Source organism: Butyrivibrio sp. FCS006 (assembly GCF_000424525.1).
Lineage (GTDB): Bacteria > Bacillota > Clostridia > Lachnospirales > Lachnospiraceae > Butyrivibrio.
The window spans coordinates 25,552-43,789 of the sequence record NZ_AUKB01000014.1 but is presented as its reverse complement, the minus strand read 5'-3'; the positions used below and the strand labels follow the sequence as shown (position 1 = coordinate 43,789).

Genomic DNA, 18,238 nt, shown 5'->3' with positions numbered 1-18,238 from the left:
TTATATGAATAAGAATGCAATAAAAAAATTTGCAATGGCTGCAAGAACCAGGCTTATTGCTACAGTTTCAGACAAGGCAGGTGAGCTGGGGATAACTAAAGATGGAATAAGTGAACCTTCCAGCAAGGGAGTGGGGTTTGAGGTTTACAGGACACCTGCCGGAACCGAAATCATGCTTCAGGGAAATCAGATTGAGCAGAGACGTCGCCTTGTATGGCAAATAAAGGCTAGAGGACTCGAAGCTGTTGTAGAAGAGATTGCATACACCTGGTTTAATCGCATCTGTGCGATTCGTTTTATGGAAGTAAATGATTATCTTCCTACAAGAGTTAGGGTGCTTTCGTCCCTTCAGCAAGGGAAAAATGAGCCGGATTTATTGACTGAGGCTCCTAATGTGGATTTGGACTTTACAGATAGTGAGCGTGAGTTCATATTGCAGGCAAAAATTGATAATAGGTTAGATGAATTATTCTCAAAACTATTTATTAAGCAGTGCAATAAGCTGTCAGAGATTTTGCCAGAGCTTTTTGAGGCCACAGAAGATTATACAGAGATGCTTCTTTCATTGTCCTACACAAATGAGGATGATGTGGTTCGTATGCTTGTGGATGGCGTGGATGAGGCAGACTTTAATGTTGCTACGCCTGATGAAAATGGGAATCCTACTGGTCAGGTGGAGATCATTGGCTGGCTATATCAATATTACAATACTGAGCTCAAGGACGATACTTTTGCTAAGCTCAAGAAGAATGTAAAGATTAGTAAAGAACGCATTCCTGCTGCTACACAGCTATTTACGCCGGATTGGATTGTGCGTTATATGGTTGAAAACTCGGTGGGTCGTATATGGATTGAGCATTTAAGAGCAGGTAACGCTGAGATTGATGAGAAGGCTGTCGCAGAGAACTTTGGGTGGAAGTATTATCTCCCTGAAGCAACACAGGAGTTGGAGGTTACTACAAGACTGGTAGAGATTCGCAAATCTTATGCGGATATTAAACCAGAGGATATTTTGTGCATTGACCCTTGTATGGGATCGGGGCATATTATTGTCGCTATGTTCGATGTTTTAATGGACATTTATAGAAGTGTGGGGTATGGAGAGAGAGAGGCTTCATTTGAAATAGTAGAGCATAATCTTCACGGAATTGATATTGACAGGCGGGCATATCAGTTGGCGTATTTTGCAGTTATGATGAAGGGGAGGCAGTATAATCGTAGATTTTTTAGGGGCAAAAATGACGAATGTCCTCGACCCCATATTTTTTGTTTTTTGGATAGCAATGAGGTTAATAGATCTCAACTTAAGTATTTTGGGGGAGATTTTAGTGAACTAGAAAAGAATAATGCTATAACTCAGCTAAATGGATTGCTTGATTCTTTTGTAGATGCAAGAGAATATGGTTCATTATTGATAATTGATAATTATGATTGGGAATTATTGAATAGGTTTGTCGCAAAGACGAATGAAGAAGGGCAGATATCGTTGGATTCTGTTGGGTTAGATCAAGCCCAATACACGATAAAAGAAATAGTAAAGATCGCAGAAGTCCTTACTCAAAAGTATTACAGTGTCGTTACTAATCCTCCTTATATGGGGAGTTCTGGCATGGACAGCTTGTTGGCGAGCTATGTGAAAGATAATTTCCAGGACTCTAGAAGTGATTTGTTTGGTGCATTTATTGAAAAGTGTCAAGATATGACGCGTAAAGATGCTTTCTCTGCTATGATAACGCAACATGCGTGGATGTTTTTGGCTAATTTTGAAAGGCTAAGAAAAAAAATATATTTAAACAATATAGTATCAATGGTTCATTTAGGATCAAGGGCATTTGATGAAATAGGGGGAGAAGTGGTTCAAACAACTGCTTTTATCCGAAGAAAAAGTTTCGATGCTGCATATAAGGGAACCTATATTCGCTTGGTGGATTTCCCCGGAGAAATTATTAAGCGTGACAAGTATTTAAGCGTGCTTTTAGGTCGTGATAATGATTGCTGTTACCTATCTTCTGTTGAGAGGTATGAGAAACTTCCAGGCATGCCAACAGCATACTGGGCTAGCGATAGGCTGTCGGATTCATTCAGGAACAAGCGATTAGGAGAACTTGCTCAACCCAAGGTTGGATTACAGACAGGTGATAATGCTAGATTTCTTAGACTTTGGTTTGAAGTAGATATAACAACAGAAGAATTGAGTGCTGGTTCTGTTAACGATGCAAAAAGCAGCCACAAAAAATGGTTTCCGTACAATAAAGGTGGAGAGTTTAGAAAGTGGTATGGGAATTATGATTATGTTGTTAATTGGTTGAACGATGGATATGAAATAAAGAATTTTAAGGATTCTAAGGGAAAGCTTAGATCGCGCCCACAAAACATTGAATATTATTTTAGACCGGCAATAACATGGTCTTTTGTGAGTACTGTGACATTTGGAGTCAGGTATTCCCCTAAGTATTCCATTTTTGATGTTGCTGGCTCTTCGGTTTTTCCAGAGCAAGATTATTATTACTATTTGACAGGGTTTATGTGTTCAAAGGTTTGCAATGAATTGTTGCAGATACAGAATCCAACTATGAATTATCAGGCTGGTAATATAGCAAATCTACCTGTGATAATTGATAAAAAGGAAATAATTGATGAATTAGTAAAAAAGTGTATTGAAATATCAAAAGAAGATTGGGATTCATTTGAAACTTCTTGGGATTATAAATGTCATCCGCTGATCAGAGGAAATAGGATAAGTGAAGCATATCATGAATGGGAAAAAATATGCGATGAAAGATATTCTCAATTGAAGAATTACGAAGAAGAAATAAACAAGCTATTTATACAAATCTATGGCCTTGATGAAGAAATAAGTGCAGAAACCAGTAATATCACAATAAGGAAAGCAGATTTAGAGAGGGATATAAGAAGCCTGATTTCTTACGCAGTTGGATGTATGTTTGGAAGGTATTCTCTTGATGATGAAGGACTTATATTTGCTGGAGGAGATTTTGATATACGTAAGTACACTTCATTTAAACCAGATGAAGACGGTATCATACCAATCAATGATGAAGAATACTTCAATGATGATGTCGTGGGATTACTATGCAGTTGGCTTAAGCAAGTGTATGGAGTAGAAACATTAGAAGAGAATCTTGATTATATTGCTAAGGCACTTGGCGATAAGGGGAGTACTTCTCGAGACACTATAAGGAACTATTTTTTGTGTGAATTTTTTAAAGACCATTGCAGTATGTATTCTGTAGGTGGTTCGGGAAAAAGGCCCATATATTGGATGTTTGACTCTGGAAAAGAAAATGGCTTTAAAGCAATTATTTATATGCACCGCTATAACCAGGATATAGTTGCGAAAGTACGTGCGGAATACTTACATAAAACACAGAAGGCTATAGAACAGTCTTTGGCTAGCGCACAATATGTGTTGGAAAATAGTGGTAGTAGTACGGAGCGCTCTAAGGCAACAAAGAATATCTCTAAGTATACAAAGCAGTTGGCAGAAATACAGGTATATGATGATGCAATTGCGCATGTGGCCAATCAACGTATCGCTATAAATCTTGATGATGGAGTCAAAGACAATTATGTTAAGTTCCAGGGAGTTGAAGTGGCGAAGGAAGGAATGAAAACTATCAAGGTTGATTTGCTTGCCAAGATAGGCTGATTAATAATTGCATTTTAAGGATGGGAAAATGGGAATACGGAAAGATAGTTTTACGGGATTCATTATTGATGGGAAGCAAAAATATCCTTTTTATGCTGCTAAACAGATTTTCCATTTTATTCCAGAAGGATTTGGAATATTTGCAAATGCCATAAAGCGAGAAATACATTGTGAAGATCAGTTTATGTATGGGTATACTACTGATGGATTTCAGATTGCGCTATATGCAGGAACTGATAAGAAGGAGATAACTGCCAACTATTCTTTACAACCTGGAATATTTTTTTTAAGTAGAGCAAACTGCCATCATTATGATATGACGACTTTCGAAGCAGTTGAGTTTCGCGGTGGAACTTTAAATAATCTTTATGAGAACAAGGTCGAAAGCACTTCATTTGATGAAAAGCGGTCTGTATTTATAAGAGAGTATAAGCAATTTATACAGAATCATCATTTGGAGTTGGGGGACAATAAATGCAATCTTAACGTTTTTTCAATCCCATCGAAAAGCAATCCACAGATAATGGATTTATGTTTGAGATTCGAATTTGATAATGAATTGCCATTGATATATGTCAAAAGAATCTTTCATGATATATCTGAACTTTGCAGGTTATTGACAAATCGCGAGAATGTAGGCTTTGACAGCATAGAACTGTATAAGATTGATGATAAGACGCAGAAGTGGCTTGGGTTTGCTGAAGGCATTGCGTATTATCCATATGATTTGTTTACTCAGAAAGCTTTTCAAAAAAATGTTTTGCTAGAGCACATAGAAAAGCAATTACCAAATATAATTGGATTGATTGATGAAGATAAGGTTAGAAAGCCCAAGTACAATTTTGATTTTATGCCAGAAAGTGATGAGGATGCTTATGTGATATCTAACGACAAAATAAAAAATGTTTGTTCATCACTTGAATGCGAGATGTCATTCATTAAGGATTGGAATTCAGAAAAAGACAGTTCTCTGAGAGTGTTGCTTGAAGATGTAAAAAAGGTCATCAATAATCACAGAAAGTCTGAGATAAGGTTAGATGACAAGACATATGAAAATATTTTTTCAAGTATGAGTCATTGGGACATGCCAAGTGCTGTTAAAATGGGCATACTTTATGAAAAACATCGCACCTTTATGGAATACTACGAAAAGAAGTGGCACATGCAATGCGGAGCAGAACATATAAATGCACTCGTAAAATATAGGAATGATGTAACTCATGGCAGATATAGGAATTTAGATTCAGATATTGTTGGCACGGCATTTATTCTCATGGCGTTGTCATATTGCTGTTTCTGGGAGCGGATGGGGCTTGATTCCAACATTATTACAGAACTTGTAAAGCAGGGAAGAATATTGTAAAGGAACATTATATGGATTTAGAACATATCAAAGAACAATTAAATGCTGAGTTTTCCAAATCATCTGTGAAATATGTTTTTTGGTTCGATGATAAGGCTGAATACGAAAGTGAAATTGGCGATATAACACTAGAAAACGCAAAAACTCATGTTTTAGATGGCAGGAACTGGCTGTATTCTAAATGGCTATTATTTGAATCCGATCCTGATAGCAAATACTTGATATATGCGCCGTTTTCTAGACCTTCAGATGCTGAAAATCCGCTTGCAGATGCATATTATTACTCAGTGCCATATTATACTGATCGCGTCTCTCAGATGTCACAAGAAATTGGAATGGAAACCAAGTTCAAGGAACATCTGGAAGGATATTCGAATTTTTGGAAAAACAAAAATCGTATCGAGAAGTTTAAAGAACTTGGCATTGATCACTATACACCTGAAACTATAGATATAGGCCTTCTTGCAGTACTGGTTGGAGTGAAAACACCTAGTTTTGAGGAAGTGGTAAAGCAATTGCTTCTAGCGGCTGACGTAGTAGAATACTTCAAGGCTTTTGAGGCAAATGGTCTTGAAGATTGCTTTTGGAAACTATGCGAGAAATATTTTGGCTATAAATCAGAAAAAAAGAGCATAGATGATTTGGCAGCTTGTCTTATCATGACATACACCCACAATTCAATGAAAGGAACCCTTCCTGATACATGGAATGGGTATGTTCTTGATAGGAAAAATGATGCTGTTGTATTTGTCAGAAACATCATGGACAACATTTTGTATAAAGACAGATATGATGAGATTTCAGCAAAAATAGATAAGAATCTACGCGTGACTGCAAAGATAGAAGAGGAATATGTAAAAGGGAATATTGATCTAGCAGATATCACGGAATGCGATTCGTTTTCCGGAATTGATGACATTATTATCCAGTGGGCTTTAGAGAGACTTGGAGAAGAACTAATTGATTCAAGAGTTGGTGATATGACCATTGAAGAGATAGCAGACCTACGCATGGGGAAGGCGTACCACTATTCTGATAAATATGCCAATCAGTATAAAGCATTGAAATACGCTTATAAAATCATGAAGTCCATTAGTTTGATGGAGTTTTCTTCTGATATAGAGAAGATGATTACGAATTATCGCAGCGAAAAATATTTGGTGGATTCATATTATCGATGGTTCTATTATGCGTATGATCAAATAGATGATAATGACGCTTTTTCCATGGTGCAGGAGCGGGTCGAAAATATTTACTCTAATACATGGCTCCAGAAGATGGTTCCACGATGGAATGAAAGTCTTACGCAGGATGTCATGGATAATCTTGATATCACTAGACAGGAAAAGTTTTTTGATAGATTCCTTCAGCCATATGATGGAAAGGAACGCGTTATAGTTATTATCTCTGATGCTCTTAGGTATGAGTGTGCGATGGAACTCATTAACCGCTTCGAGTTTGATGAAAAATGTACGGCTAAGATGGATGTAATGCTGAGTGGATTACCATCTGTAACATCTGTTGGAATGGCAAGTTTATTACCACATAAGGAATTATTGGTAGATGAAAAGCTGAACATATCGATTGATGGAAGCGCGTGCGGAGACTTACAGGCAAGAGATAAGATACTTAAAGCTAAAAATGAAAAGAATGCTGCCATAGCATTTGATGATATATATAAGGCGGGGAAGGCAAGAACTAGAGAACTTCTTCAAGGCAAAAATATTGTATATATCTATCACAATCAGATAGATGCTCGTGGTGATAAGCCTGCAAGCGAAGATGAGGTGTTCAATGCATGTGCAGAAGCTTTAAATGAGATTGTTAAGCTTGTAAGGAGACTTACAGGAGATGTTTCAGCCACAAGGTTTATCATAACTGCTGATCATGGATTTTTATATAAGAGGAATAAGCTTCAGGAAAGTGACAAGGTTCCTGTAGACCGTTCTATATGTACATATGATAATAAGAGATTTTTGATTACAACGAAGGAATCTAATCAGCAGGGTACTATTTCACGTATAATGGCATACATGAATCATTTTGTTACTACGCCGATTGGAGCAGATATATTTGCTGTGGGCGGCGGTGGATCAAACTATGTTCATGGTGGTTCATCCATGCAGGAGATGCTGATTCCTGTGGTTGAAGTAAAGACTGCGACAGGCAAGCAGGATTATGACTTTGCGGATGTGATATTGATTTCAGTTTCTAGAAAGGTTACAAACCTCATTACTTTCTTTGACTTTATACAGACCGAGAAGGTAACTGATGTTATGAAGGCCCGGAATTTGATAGCGTTCTTTGCTACAGAGGAAGGAGAGAAAATATCATTTGATGTACCGCTTGTTGCCAACATTAAGGACGATGCACCGGATAAACGGACATTTCATGAGAAGTTTACCCTTAAGAGCCGAGAGTATAAGCGAGAAGATAAGTATTATATGCATATAGCCGATGCCGAGGATGAGAAAAATATACTTCACAGCTATGAGTTCATGATAGATATTGCATTGGCGGAGGATTTTGGGTTTTAAATAATGGGGTATGAAAAGAAGGTGCTTCTATGAATGAGAATCGAGGATCCCAATGGAGAAAATGGGATTTACATATACATACAGCCAGTTCCTATGATGCTACCTATAAGGGGAACGATGCAAACAAACTACTTTGCGATGCATTACGGGATAATGGAATTGCGGCAGCTGTTATTACCGATCATTTCATAATAGACGATCAGAGGATTGCAGATTTAAGAAATCTAGCAAAAGATATTGTATTCTTCCCGGGTGTCGAACTGAGAACAGATAAGGGCTCATCCAATATACATGTTATTTTGATATTTTCCGATGAGCAGGATCTTAAGACTTTGGCGGAAGATTTTAATGCAATAATGCTCAGATCAAAAGCGAAAGCAAAGGAATCTGATGAGAAAGTATATTGGGACTACAGCGATATAGTTGAGTTTGCCAGAGACCATGATGCTTTAATATCTATACATGCGGGGAAAAAGTCAAACGGAATAGATAAAGAAATCGATAATGGAAATCTGTTTAAACAGGCAATAAAGGAAGAGTTTGCAGAGAGTGTTGATTTTTTTGAGATTGGCAATGCAAAGAAGGATATTGAGTCTTACCATAAGTATGTTTTTAGTGAGATAAAAGAAAAGCCTTTAGTAATGGGATCTGATTGCCATAATCCCAAAGAGTACACACCAAAAGAGTTTTGCTGGATAAAAGCAGATTTAACCTTTGAAGGATTAAAACAATGTGTAATTCAACCGGCTGAGCGGGTGTTTATAGGTTCAGTGCCTCCGGCTGTGGATAGGGCACAAAAAAATAAAATGGCAATAATAGATCAGCTATCTGTTAGAAGAATTGATAATCCTAAAAATGATAAGGCTAATTGGTTAAATTTTGATATTCCACTCAACTCTTCTATGGTTGCGATAATAGGTAATAAAGGAAGTGGGAAAAGTGCATTTTCTGATATAGTAGGACATTTATGTAAGGCTAGGACGATGGATCGCGCTTCTTTTCTTACTACTACTCGATTTAGAAAGCAACCCAAAAACTATGCTGCCGATTATGAGGGTACTATTGTTTGGGCGGATGGGGAACGTGTGACTCTATCATTAGCTGAAGACAACTATGACACCGTGATTGAAAGCGCTCAGTATTTGCCTCAAAAATTCATTGAAGAGGTGTGCAATGATATAGACTCTTTCTTTCAAGAAGAGATTGATAAAGTCATTTTTTCTTACGTTGACAAGGCTGAGAGAGGAAGTGCTTCGTCGCTTTCAGATCTGGTGAAGCAAAAAGCTCATGCATTGGATATGGAAGCTGAAGGAATTAAGACTGAGATTTCTGAAGTGAATAATCGGATCATTGAGCTCGAAAGAAAATCTACCAGTAATTACAAGAAAATGGTAGAGGATAGTTTAAAGCAGAAACAGGATTTACTAAACCGACTGGAAAAAACTAAGCCTGAAGAAGTGCAGAAACCTGTTGGTAAAGATGGAGATAAAGAATATCAGGCTGCTCTGGTCAAAGTTAATGGAACTATTGAATCGATTAATTCTGAGATAAAGCAATGCAGTGATCGCCTTACAAGCATTAACATAGAGTGCAATGAAATAAATGAGTTACTTGCTAAGATAAAAATGATCAGTGATGACGTAGAGAACCTTAATGCTACTATTGAGTCGTTTGGGCGCAAGTATTCCGTGTCATTAGAAAAAGCTCATTTTTCATCTCCTAGCGAGGTTGTAAAGCAACTGCGTGAAAGCCTGCTTTTAGAAAAAAGTACAATACAAGAAAAACTGGATGGAGTAGGTGATACAGATGGCTTGAAGAAACAATTGATTCATGCACAAGAAGAAAAAGAGAAGCTTATTTCGACAACAACAGCAGAAGAAAAGCGATATCAAAAATACCTGAGTGATTTAGAGGAATGGGTTAATGAAAAGAAAAACGTTATAGGTGATAAAGAGACAGAAGGTTCGTTGGAGTATTATAAGAAAGAAAGTTTGTATATAAATAATTCTTTAAAAGATGAATATGAAAATGCGAAAAATGCAAGGGAAAGTCTCTTTTTTGATTTGTATGCCCAAAAAGAAAAGATGGTTGGAATTCTGCAAGAAATCTATTCTCCTATACAGCACGAGATAGAAGAACTACTTGGAGAAATTGAGGACAACATAGAATTTCAAGCAGAGATAAGGCTGACAGATAATGACTTTTCCTCAAAAATACTGCAGAACATAAATAGTAGGATGTCAGGAGTTTTTAGAGGCAAAACAGAAGCGGCTGCAACTTTGGACAAGTACATTAAACAGACAGAGTTTGATAAGCCAGAAAGTGTATTTTCACTCGTTACAAATGTACTGCAAGCAGTGGAAGAGGATATTGATGCTTCTGAGAAAAAGGTCCAAAACAAGAGCGAGCTATATGATTACCTATTTGGGCTTGAATATGCAGATGTGTTATTTAAGCTTAAGATGGCTGGAAGAGATTTGGAAGAGCTTAGTCCAGGAGAAAGGGGAATAGTATTACTTGTTTTTTACCTTGCGTTAAGCAAGAATAATTCTCCAATAATAATAGATCAACCGGAAGATAATCTGGATAATCAGTCGGTATATAGCAAATTGGTTCCTTGTATATGTAAGGCAAAGCAAAGGCGTCAGGTTATTATAGTTACTCATAATCCTAATATTGCTATAGCTTGTGACGCAGAACAGATTATTTTTTGCGAGATGGATAAGGATAATTACCAACACATAAGGTATTCTACAGGGGCGATAGAAAACACTGAAATAAAAAAACATGTAGTTGATGTGCTGGAGGGAACAATGCCGGCATTTAACTTAAGAAGACAGAAATATATTTGGAATGAAGAATAAACATAGAGTGTCATATAATAGTTGCGGCTAACATGGAGAAGATAATGGAAGAAGAAAATAGAATTGAAATGGAAGAGCAGCAGGATAGTTTATTACGTGAGAATCCAAACGAAGAAATTGATAATAAATTGCGTAGATACTTTGATGGACGTATAGTTCGTAAGGATCTTACTAAGAAAATTAAGGAAGGTGCAAATGTTCCGGTATATGTTCTGGAATACTTGCTTGGTCAGTACTGCAATTCTGATGATGAACAGATTATCGAAGAAGGTGTGAATAACGTAAAACGTATTCTTGCTGATAATTATGTTCGTCCTGATGAGGCTCAGAAGATATTGGCTATTCTTACAGATCGTGGTTCTTATACCATAATTGATAAGGTTACAGTCAATGTAAATCTTAAGGAGAATAGGCAGGAAGCGGAGTTCTCTAACCTCGGAGTAAAGGGCGTTCCGATCATTTCTGATTATTCAAAACAGTATGACAGGCTTCTTTGTGGAGGTATCTGGTGTATTGTCCAGCTTGAGTATGATTATGTGGAAGAGGATAAGAAAAATGTTAATCCTATTCGTATTAGAAAGCTTACACCTATCCAGATGCCACATATAGACCTCGATGAACTGAAGGATGGAAGGAAGGCTTTCACTAAGGATGAGTGGATCAACATACTGCTTCGTTCAACAGGTATGGAGTGTGATAAGTTCTCATATCGAGAGAAATGGCTTCTTCTGGCGCGTATGCTTCCGCTTGTAGAGAATAATTTCAATCTTTGCGAGCTGGGGCCTAGAAGTACTGGTAAGTCACATATTTACAAAGAAATATCTCCAAATAGTATTCTTGTTTCTGGAGGCCAGACAACTGTGGCTAATTTGTTCTACAACATGGCAAATAAAACGGTTGGTCTTGTAGGCCTTTGGGACTGTGTGGCTTTTGATGAGGTTGCAGGCATTACCTTCAAAGATAAAGATGGTATTCAGATCATGAAGGACTATATGGCGTCTGGTTCTTTTGCAAGAGGAAAGGAAGAGAAGGCTGCCACTGCATCTATGGTATTTGTTGGAAATATTAACCAGAGCGTTGATGTTCTGCTGAAGACATCTCATCTGTTTGAGCCGTTCCCATACGTAATGGCTTATGATACAGCATTCCTTGATCGTATGCATTGCTATATTCCAGGATGGGAGATTCCGAAATTTAGGCCAGATTTCTTTACAGATGATTATGGGTTTATTACAGACTATTTATCAGAGTTCATGCGTTGCATGAGAAAAGAGAACTTTGGTGATGCGATAGATAAGTATTTCCGTCTTGGTAATAATCTGAATCAGCGTGACACTATTGCTGTAAGGAAGATGGTATCTGGATTTGTTAAACTTATTTATCCTGATGGTGTGTATGAAAAGGAAGATATAGCGGAAATATTAGATGTTTCATTAGAAATGCGTAGGCGTGTAAAAGAGCAGCTGAAGAAGATTGGCGGAATGGAGTTCTATGATGTCAATTTCTCATATAGGGAGATTGATGATTCTGATTTTGAAGAGCATTTTGTATCAGTGCCTGAGCAGGGAGGTGGAAAGCTTATTCCTGAAGGCATGAACAAGCCTGGCCAGGTTTACACGATTTCCCAAGGTAAGACCGGTATGATTGGTGTTTACAAGCTTGAAACCCAGATGCTTCCAGGTAATGGTAAGTTCAATCCTACAGGAATCGGTTCTGATAGAGAGGCTAAGGAAGCTGCAACTACAGCATTTAACTTCCTTAAAGCAAACAGTAACTCCATCAGTGGGACAATCAGCACAACAAAGAAAGATTATATTGTAAATTATCAGGATCTGAACGGAATTGGTATGACACCAAAGCTCGCGCTGCCGACTCTTATAGCAATATGTTCATCTGCGCTAAGCAAGCCAACTGTCGGAAGTCTTGCTGTACTTGGTGAGATTACTATCAGTGGCACAGTAATGAAAGTTGAAGAGCTGGCAAGTGTGCTACAGGTTTGCTTAGACTGTGGTGCGAAGAAAGTTCTTATGCCAATTACTTCTGCATCTGATTTTGCAACTGTACCAAGCGAGTTGCTGGGGAAGGTTGACCCAATATTCTACACATCAGCGCAGGAGGCTGTATTTAAGGCACTTGGAGTTGATTGATATTTGAATGCAGGTATAACGTATGGATGCTATACAGAGAATTGTGGTTGATAGTCTTAATAGTCATCCGGAGTTTCTGAATGACAAGAATGCTTTGCGAGGGGCTTTGCTGGATATCCTTCCGAAAGACAAGCTCCAGGCTAATGTTTTGCTTTTTGCATATGAGCAAGATGTAGTCAATAGGCTAAAAGGTGAAGGAATTGATCAGGTTAAAGCAAGTGTAATATCAGGCCTACAGAATAACTATGGTATTACAAAAGAAAATGCAGCGTGGGGTGTTGAGACCTGGTGCTACGTTTTGGGCATAGAGCAAACAAATAATTCGTTTCAAGAAAATGAGTATGATGATAATTCATATGAGAGGCGTGTAAAGAAAGCCCTTCAAGCCGTACAGAGCAGGAGGAATTGGCGTCAAAACCAGTTAACTATTTACAATGATGGTCAGCTTATTTCTGAGCCGGAAAACTATGAAAAAATCTTTTTGCAGTGCGATATAAATACAATTGACTTAAGTAGATGCAAGAATCTTAAACACTTATTTATTTGGTCAGGAAGTCATGGTGATCTATTTGGGATTCCAGTGACTAAGGAACTATCCATATCAATTTTCTATGACTGGCAATATTTGAAGCAGTTTTCATTTGGCGAAGCAGAAGATTTGTCACTTAGCATTTATACTACTGATGATGTGGTGGCACTTTGTTTAGAGAAAACAAAAAAGCTTAGTCTTTCTTTTAAGAATAAGAATGATACTGCATTGCCAGTAGCATTGAATTTGACTGGATGTAACAAGCTTGAGGAATTGACACTTTCGCATGTAAAGCTGAAGGATTATGAAAACATTGGTGAATTAGAAAGCCTTAGATCGATATCAATTAAGGATAGCGAAATACCTTCTCTGGTTTGGCTTCAGAATTGGCCACAGATAGAGACTGTTTCTCTTTTGGATTGCAATATTTCAGATATTAAAGGGATTGAGGACCTAAGAAACCTTTGCACATTGAATCTGAATAATAATAGGATTTCTAATTTGTCTCCTGCATTGGAGCTTTTGAAATTAAAAAAGCTTTATGTACAGGGCAATCCTGTAGATGGTAGGCAAATTGAAGCCCTTAGAAACAATGGCGTCTCTGTTATTGCAATTGATGAAGATAGAGATCCGGAAAGAGCTGCTAATGAGGAAGAGCGATTTTTAGAAAGTGCAATAGATATTCAATTACAAGAAGATGATAAACCACTTTCAGAATTTCCGGAGTTTCAGCAAAAAACAATCAAGAAAAGTAGGGAACTTCCTTTTGATAAAAGACTTGAGAGTATGATTCAGAGGAGATTCCAAATAGAGTTTTCTAACATGACACCATGGAAATCATGGGAAGACAGGAATAATTGGGAGGCAAGAGACAAATACATTAAGAAAAAGCAGGAGCTATACCCATTCCTGAAAGTACCGGTCCAGATGCTAAATGCAATGGATCTGGAAAAGCAAAAGTTTTGCGAATCCGATAGTAAAAATCGATTAGTTTATATTTGGGACGGAAACATAATTGCTATAGATGTTGAAATGACTCCTGGTAGAGGTGCACTAGCGATAAAGGGACAGGAATCATATTTCTGCAGTAAAATAGCTAATTTAGTTAAGAAGAACTGGCCACGTGACAGACAGGATACCATAGAGAACAACTTTTTCGAGATAACTATAACTGACAAGTACTGGCGAGTAGATGCAGAGGACTTAATTTATCCAGTTATTATAACAGCGTTGGCATTATACGAGGGAATTTGCGCTGGTAAAACAGTAGTAATTGGAAACTTCAAAATTGATGGGACTCTTAAAAGAGAGTCTTCCAGCATGAGAAACATACGTATAGCAGAAAAAGAATGTGCCAAGAATGCTTTCATTTATGGAAGCGCACGTTCTTATGATCGAAAAGAACTATCACGATACCACTTAAATTACTGTTATGTTAAAGACTACAGGGATGTTTTGAATGAGCTGAAGGCAGTATCAAAAGATAAATTTGAGCAGATGAGTTTGATGGATTTTATGTAGGAGTTTACATTGTTTGAGGATGATTTTACCAAAATGTTAATAGAACATCCTGAATGCAAAGCTGACAGGAGAACTTTTTCTTCATACATGAAGGACCTTTTTCCGGAGGAAAAGCTTAGGAATAACGTGCTTTCAGACCTTGTAGAGATTGGGATTATCAGAGATATTGAGAGCAATTCGGAGCTTGATGCAACATTTTCGTACCGGTATGTAAAGACTCTTGTAGATAACTTTGGAACAGGAGAAGAAAATGCCGAGAATGCAGTGTATATCTGGTGCCAATGCTATGGAAAACTTGTATTAGGCAAAAGTTGCGATCTTACACCACATACTGCAAAGAAAAATGAGGCAAGTAGAGCAGAAAAGGGATTATATCAAGATTATTTCTCATATCAGCTTAATGGCGACAAGTCTGCAGTTACCGGATGTTCAGATACTAATGCTAAAACACTTGTAGTTCCTGCAATCCTTAATAATCATCACATGAAACTTGTTGAGACCAGTGCTTTCGAAAACATGTGGAACATAGAACAGGCTGTGCTGGCAGAGGGCTATGCAGAAGTTGGAACCAGATCTTTTGCTAAATGCAGGAATCTAAGACAGATGATTCTTCCTTATGGTGTTACAAGGATTGGTGAGGAAGCATATGCGTTATGTGAGAATCTTACTACTTGTAATTTGGTAGAATCATTGATTTCAATCGGAGCGTATGCATTTCAGCAGACAAAGCTACGATTGGTTCAGTTTCCCAAGTCTCTCATGAGCATAGGAAATGGTTTGTTTAAGGATTGCTATTACTTAGAATATGTTGTTTGGAATCTGAATATTGGCAAAATCCCGTCTGAAACCTTCAGTGGGTGTATCAATATGAAGGAGTTTGAGATATTCCCTACAGTTGAAAGAATAGAAAGCCGAGCATTTGCAAGATGTTCAGGCATAAGAGAGCTAAATATTCCAGATTCAGTTGTCTTTATTGCAGATGACGCATTTATAGATATGTCAGAGGAGTTTACCATTAACTGCGATATGGGCAGTGAGGCTGAGAAGTTCGCAAGAAGTCACAAAATAAAGTATACTATTGTATGAGGGAACGTACATGGATGATGTTCAGAAAAAGATTGTGACAGCGTTAAAAGGAAACAAAGAATGTCTGACAGACCATTCAAGGCTTAAAAGTGTGTTGGCTGATGTTATTCCCGGCGATAGGATTCACACTAATCTAATTATGAATGCGTATGATGATCAGATTTTTAAACGGTTCTTTGAACCAGATATAACCTTGGCAATGCTACAGTTTATTCCTTCTCTTGTAAGTGGATATGGAATTTCTGAGGAAAATGCGCTTTGGAGCGTTGTTACGTGGTGTTATGTTTTCAGTAGGATTGACGTGGCGGAAGCATTGCTGAATTTTAAAAGTGGTCCAACAATCATAGAGAATAAAGGGAAAGCTGGCTCGCAAAACGTAATTAATCCAGATAACGAATGTGGTGAAGTTGAATTAATGATGTATAAAGCTGGGTTGGATTTTCCAGTGGGTACATTAAGAATTCTTATAGATTATGAGGAAAGTCCCGGCCATGATGATCCCTATATAACTTGTTATATAGGGAAGAATCCTAATGACCTACGAGGAGCTATATATTTACGTAGACAATCATATATTGAAATAAAGAAGGGAGAGTATATAGAGTTTCAAAAATCTTTAAGTTACTATACACCTATAAGTATTCGCTATGAAAAAGTGGGAGATTAATGGATGGGTTTCTTTGATTTGTTGTTTGGTCAGAAACAACAGCAGACAATTCACATGCCATCGATCATGAGTTCAGCTGATGTTAATACAATTCAGATGGGACAGTTTCCTTCGATTGCGACAAATGATATTTATCTGCAGAAGGGTGAGATTTGCTATTATGCAGATAACGCTAGGCTTATGAATGAGAAGGTTGTAAAAGATTATATTCGTCGCTATGCCGGGACATCCTTCAACGGAATTATATTTGATTGGATGAGATATGGTCAGGGGTATTCCAAGAAAATCCAAGTTGGGCAGCATACAGAGACGGAGTATTTTGACGGAAAACTGTTTGTGACCAGTAAAAGAACAATTTTTCTACAAAAAGAAGCAGGTTTTGATAAGAAGCACACATCGATAACTGCGATAAATGCATATGATAACGGTATCGAGATACAATATGGGTCCAGGACTTATACAGTGTTTGTGCCGGATGGATATTTGTTAAATGATCTTTTTGAATTACTTCATTAAAGGAGAGGATTCTTATGAATGCAGAACTGACTGTAGGCAAAGTACTATCATCTTCGAGTGGGAATTCTTACAAGGTAGAGCAGCTTCTCGGAGAAGGTGGACAGGGTTATGTTTATGAAGTTTCCTGTAATGGAAACAAATATGCCATGAAGTGGTATAAGGGCGATACTCAGTCAAGACCGGAGCAGAAGGCAATATTAGAGAATTTATTACAGAAGTCAAAACCTTCTGATGCTTTTTTATGGCCTCTTGATTTGGTATTCGACGGCAATTTATATGGATATGTCATGCCTCTTAGACCAAGCCGCTTTAAAGATATCCCTGCTCTTATGTCCAGAAAGGCAGATCCTTCTTTTAAGACCTTATGTAAAATAGGATTTAATCTAGTAACTAACTATAGAAAGCTTCATGCAAGCGGCTATAGCTACTGCGATATCAACTTTGGAAATGTGTTCTTTGATCCAGATAATGGCGATGTCCTCATATGCGATAATGATAACGTAACAATAGACGGTATGAAGCAGTCTTTAGCCATGGGAACACTCGGTTTCATGGCACCTGAGCTTGTTATGGCTTGTGAGACGCATTCATCGGATAGGCCTTCTACGGCAACAGATCTTCATTCTTTAGCAGTTCTTTTATTCTACATATTTATGATTGCTGATCCTTTCCAAGGGGAAATGGTCAACAATATTAAGTGCTTTGATCAGGCAGCTAAAACATTAGTTTATGGAAAGAAGCCGGTATTCATTTTTGATCCCAATGATAAATCGAATAGGCCAGTAAAAGGCGTTGATGATAATGCAACGGTATTTTGGAATCTTTACCCGGATTACTTCAAAGATCTTTTTGTGAGAACACTTGCAGATGGTCTTCATAATCCTAATAAGCGAGTTCAAGAGGTAGAATGGCAGAATGCGTTGATAAGGATGATGGATGGCATTTTAACTTGCCAGAACTGTGGCGCTGAAAGTTTTTATAACGAGGCTATTGAAAGCTCTGGGGCAGGCCATATTTGTTGGTATTGCAGTAAATCTATACAGATTCCGACTGCGATTAGGATTGGTTCTAACAAGATAATTCTTAATGCTGATGCTACTATTACGGAGCATCATGTGAAGGATAACTATAATGTCACCAAGATAGTTGCTACAGTGTCGCAGAATCCTAAGGATCCAAGCATAAAGGGCGTTAAGAATGAAAGCTCAGAGAATTGGGTTTATGAGAAAGTTGATGGTACACAGGTTACATTACCACCAGGAAAATCAGCAACTATAGCAAAGGGATGCAAGATTAAATTTGGCCAGGTCGAAGGCGTATTTGAATAATTACAAAACT

General features: G+C 37.6%; 10 protein-coding genes. All 10 read left to right on the top strand.

Features of this window, described 5'->3' with window-relative positions; all coding sequences use genetic code 11:
* Window positions 1-4 precede the first annotated feature (4 nt).
* A complete protein-coding gene (gene pglX, locus G633_RS0106245; protein ID WP_026519394.1) occupies window positions 5-3,670 on the top strand; it encodes a BREX-1 system adenine-specific DNA-methyltransferase PglX in 3,666 nt (1,221 codons plus the stop codon).
* Window positions 3,671-3,698: 28 nt separating this feature from the next.
* Entirely contained in the window at window positions 3,699-5,033 is a 1,335-nt protein-coding gene (locus G633_RS0106240) for a hypothetical protein (RefSeq protein ID WP_026519393.1), read from the top strand.
* Window positions 5,034-5,044: 11 nt separating this feature from the next.
* Window positions 5,045-7,570: a BREX-1 system phosphatase PglZ type A gene (gene pglZ / locus G633_RS0106235; protein ID WP_026519392.1), complete on the top strand. Its 2,526-nt coding sequence runs from the start codon at window positions 5,045-5,047 to the stop codon at window positions 7,568-7,570.
* A gap of 29 nt (window positions 7,571-7,599) precedes the next feature.
* Complete coding sequence (locus G633_RS0106230) at window positions 7,600-10,434, top strand: TrlF family AAA-like ATPase (protein ID WP_026519391.1); 2,835 nt, start codon at window positions 7,600-7,602, stop codon at window positions 10,432-10,434.
* Window positions 10,435-10,502: 68 nt separating this feature from the next.
* On the top strand, window positions 10,503-12,581 hold the full coding sequence (gene brxL / locus G633_RS0106225) for a protease Lon-related BREX system protein BrxL (RefSeq protein WP_026519390.1): 2,079 nt from the start codon (window positions 10,503-10,505) through the stop codon (window positions 12,579-12,581).
* Window positions 12,582-12,603: 22 nt separating this feature from the next.
* Window positions 12,604-14,631, top strand: a complete 2,028-nt coding sequence (locus tag G633_RS0106220) for a hypothetical protein (RefSeq protein ID WP_026519389.1) — start codon at window positions 12,604-12,606, stop codon at window positions 14,629-14,631.
* Between the two features lie 9 nt (window positions 14,632-14,640).
* Entirely contained in the window at window positions 14,641-15,717 is a 1,077-nt protein-coding gene (locus tag G633_RS0106215; protein ID WP_026519388.1) for a leucine-rich repeat domain-containing protein, read from the top strand.
* A gap of 10 nt (window positions 15,718-15,727) precedes the next feature.
* On the top strand, window positions 15,728-16,384 hold the full coding sequence (locus G633_RS0106210; protein ID WP_026519387.1) for a hypothetical protein: 657 nt from the start codon (window positions 15,728-15,730) through the stop codon (window positions 16,382-16,384).
* Window positions 16,385-16,387: 3 nt separating this feature from the next.
* Window positions 16,388-16,900: a hypothetical protein gene (locus G633_RS0106205; protein WP_026519386.1), complete on the top strand. Its 513-nt coding sequence runs from the start codon at window positions 16,388-16,390 to the stop codon at window positions 16,898-16,900.
* A 14-nt stretch (window positions 16,901-16,914) separates the two neighbouring features.
* Window positions 16,915-18,228 (top strand): serine/threonine protein kinase, encoded by a 1,314-nt coding sequence (locus G633_RS0106200; protein ID WP_026519385.1) that lies wholly within the window; start codon window positions 16,915-16,917, stop codon window positions 18,226-18,228.
* Window positions 18,229-18,238 lie beyond the last annotated feature (10 nt).

Excerpts from the sequence above, each read along its gene's own strand:
- G633_RS0106230 (WP_026519391.1), top strand. The coding sequence starts at position 7,600 with ATGAATGAGAATCGAGGATCCCAATGGAGAAAATGGGATTTACATATA.
- G633_RS0106210 (WP_026519387.1), top strand. The coding sequence starts at position 15,728 with ATGGATGATGTTCAGAAAAAGATTGTGACAGCGTTAAAAGGAAACAAA.
- G633_RS0106240 (WP_026519393.1), top strand. The coding sequence starts at position 3,699 with ATGGGAATACGGAAAGATAGTTTTACGGGATTCATTATTGATGGGAAG.
- G633_RS0106205 (WP_026519386.1), top strand. The coding sequence starts at position 16,388 with ATGGGTTTCTTTGATTTGTTGTTTGGTCAGAAACAACAGCAGACAATT.
- brxL (WP_026519390.1), top strand. The coding sequence starts at position 10,503 with ATGGAAGAGCAGCAGGATAGTTTATTACGTGAGAATCCAAACGAAGAA.
- pglX (WP_026519394.1), top strand. The coding sequence starts at position 5 with ATGAATAAGAATGCAATAAAAAAATTTGCAATGGCTGCAAGAACCAGG.
- pglZ (WP_026519392.1), top strand. The coding sequence starts at position 5,045 with ATGGATTTAGAACATATCAAAGAACAATTAAATGCTGAGTTTTCCAAA.
- G633_RS0106200 (WP_026519385.1), top strand. The coding sequence starts at position 16,915 with ATGAATGCAGAACTGACTGTAGGCAAAGTACTATCATCTTCGAGTGGG.
- G633_RS0106220 (WP_026519389.1), top strand. The coding sequence starts at position 12,604 with ATGGATGCTATACAGAGAATTGTGGTTGATAGTCTTAATAGTCATCCG.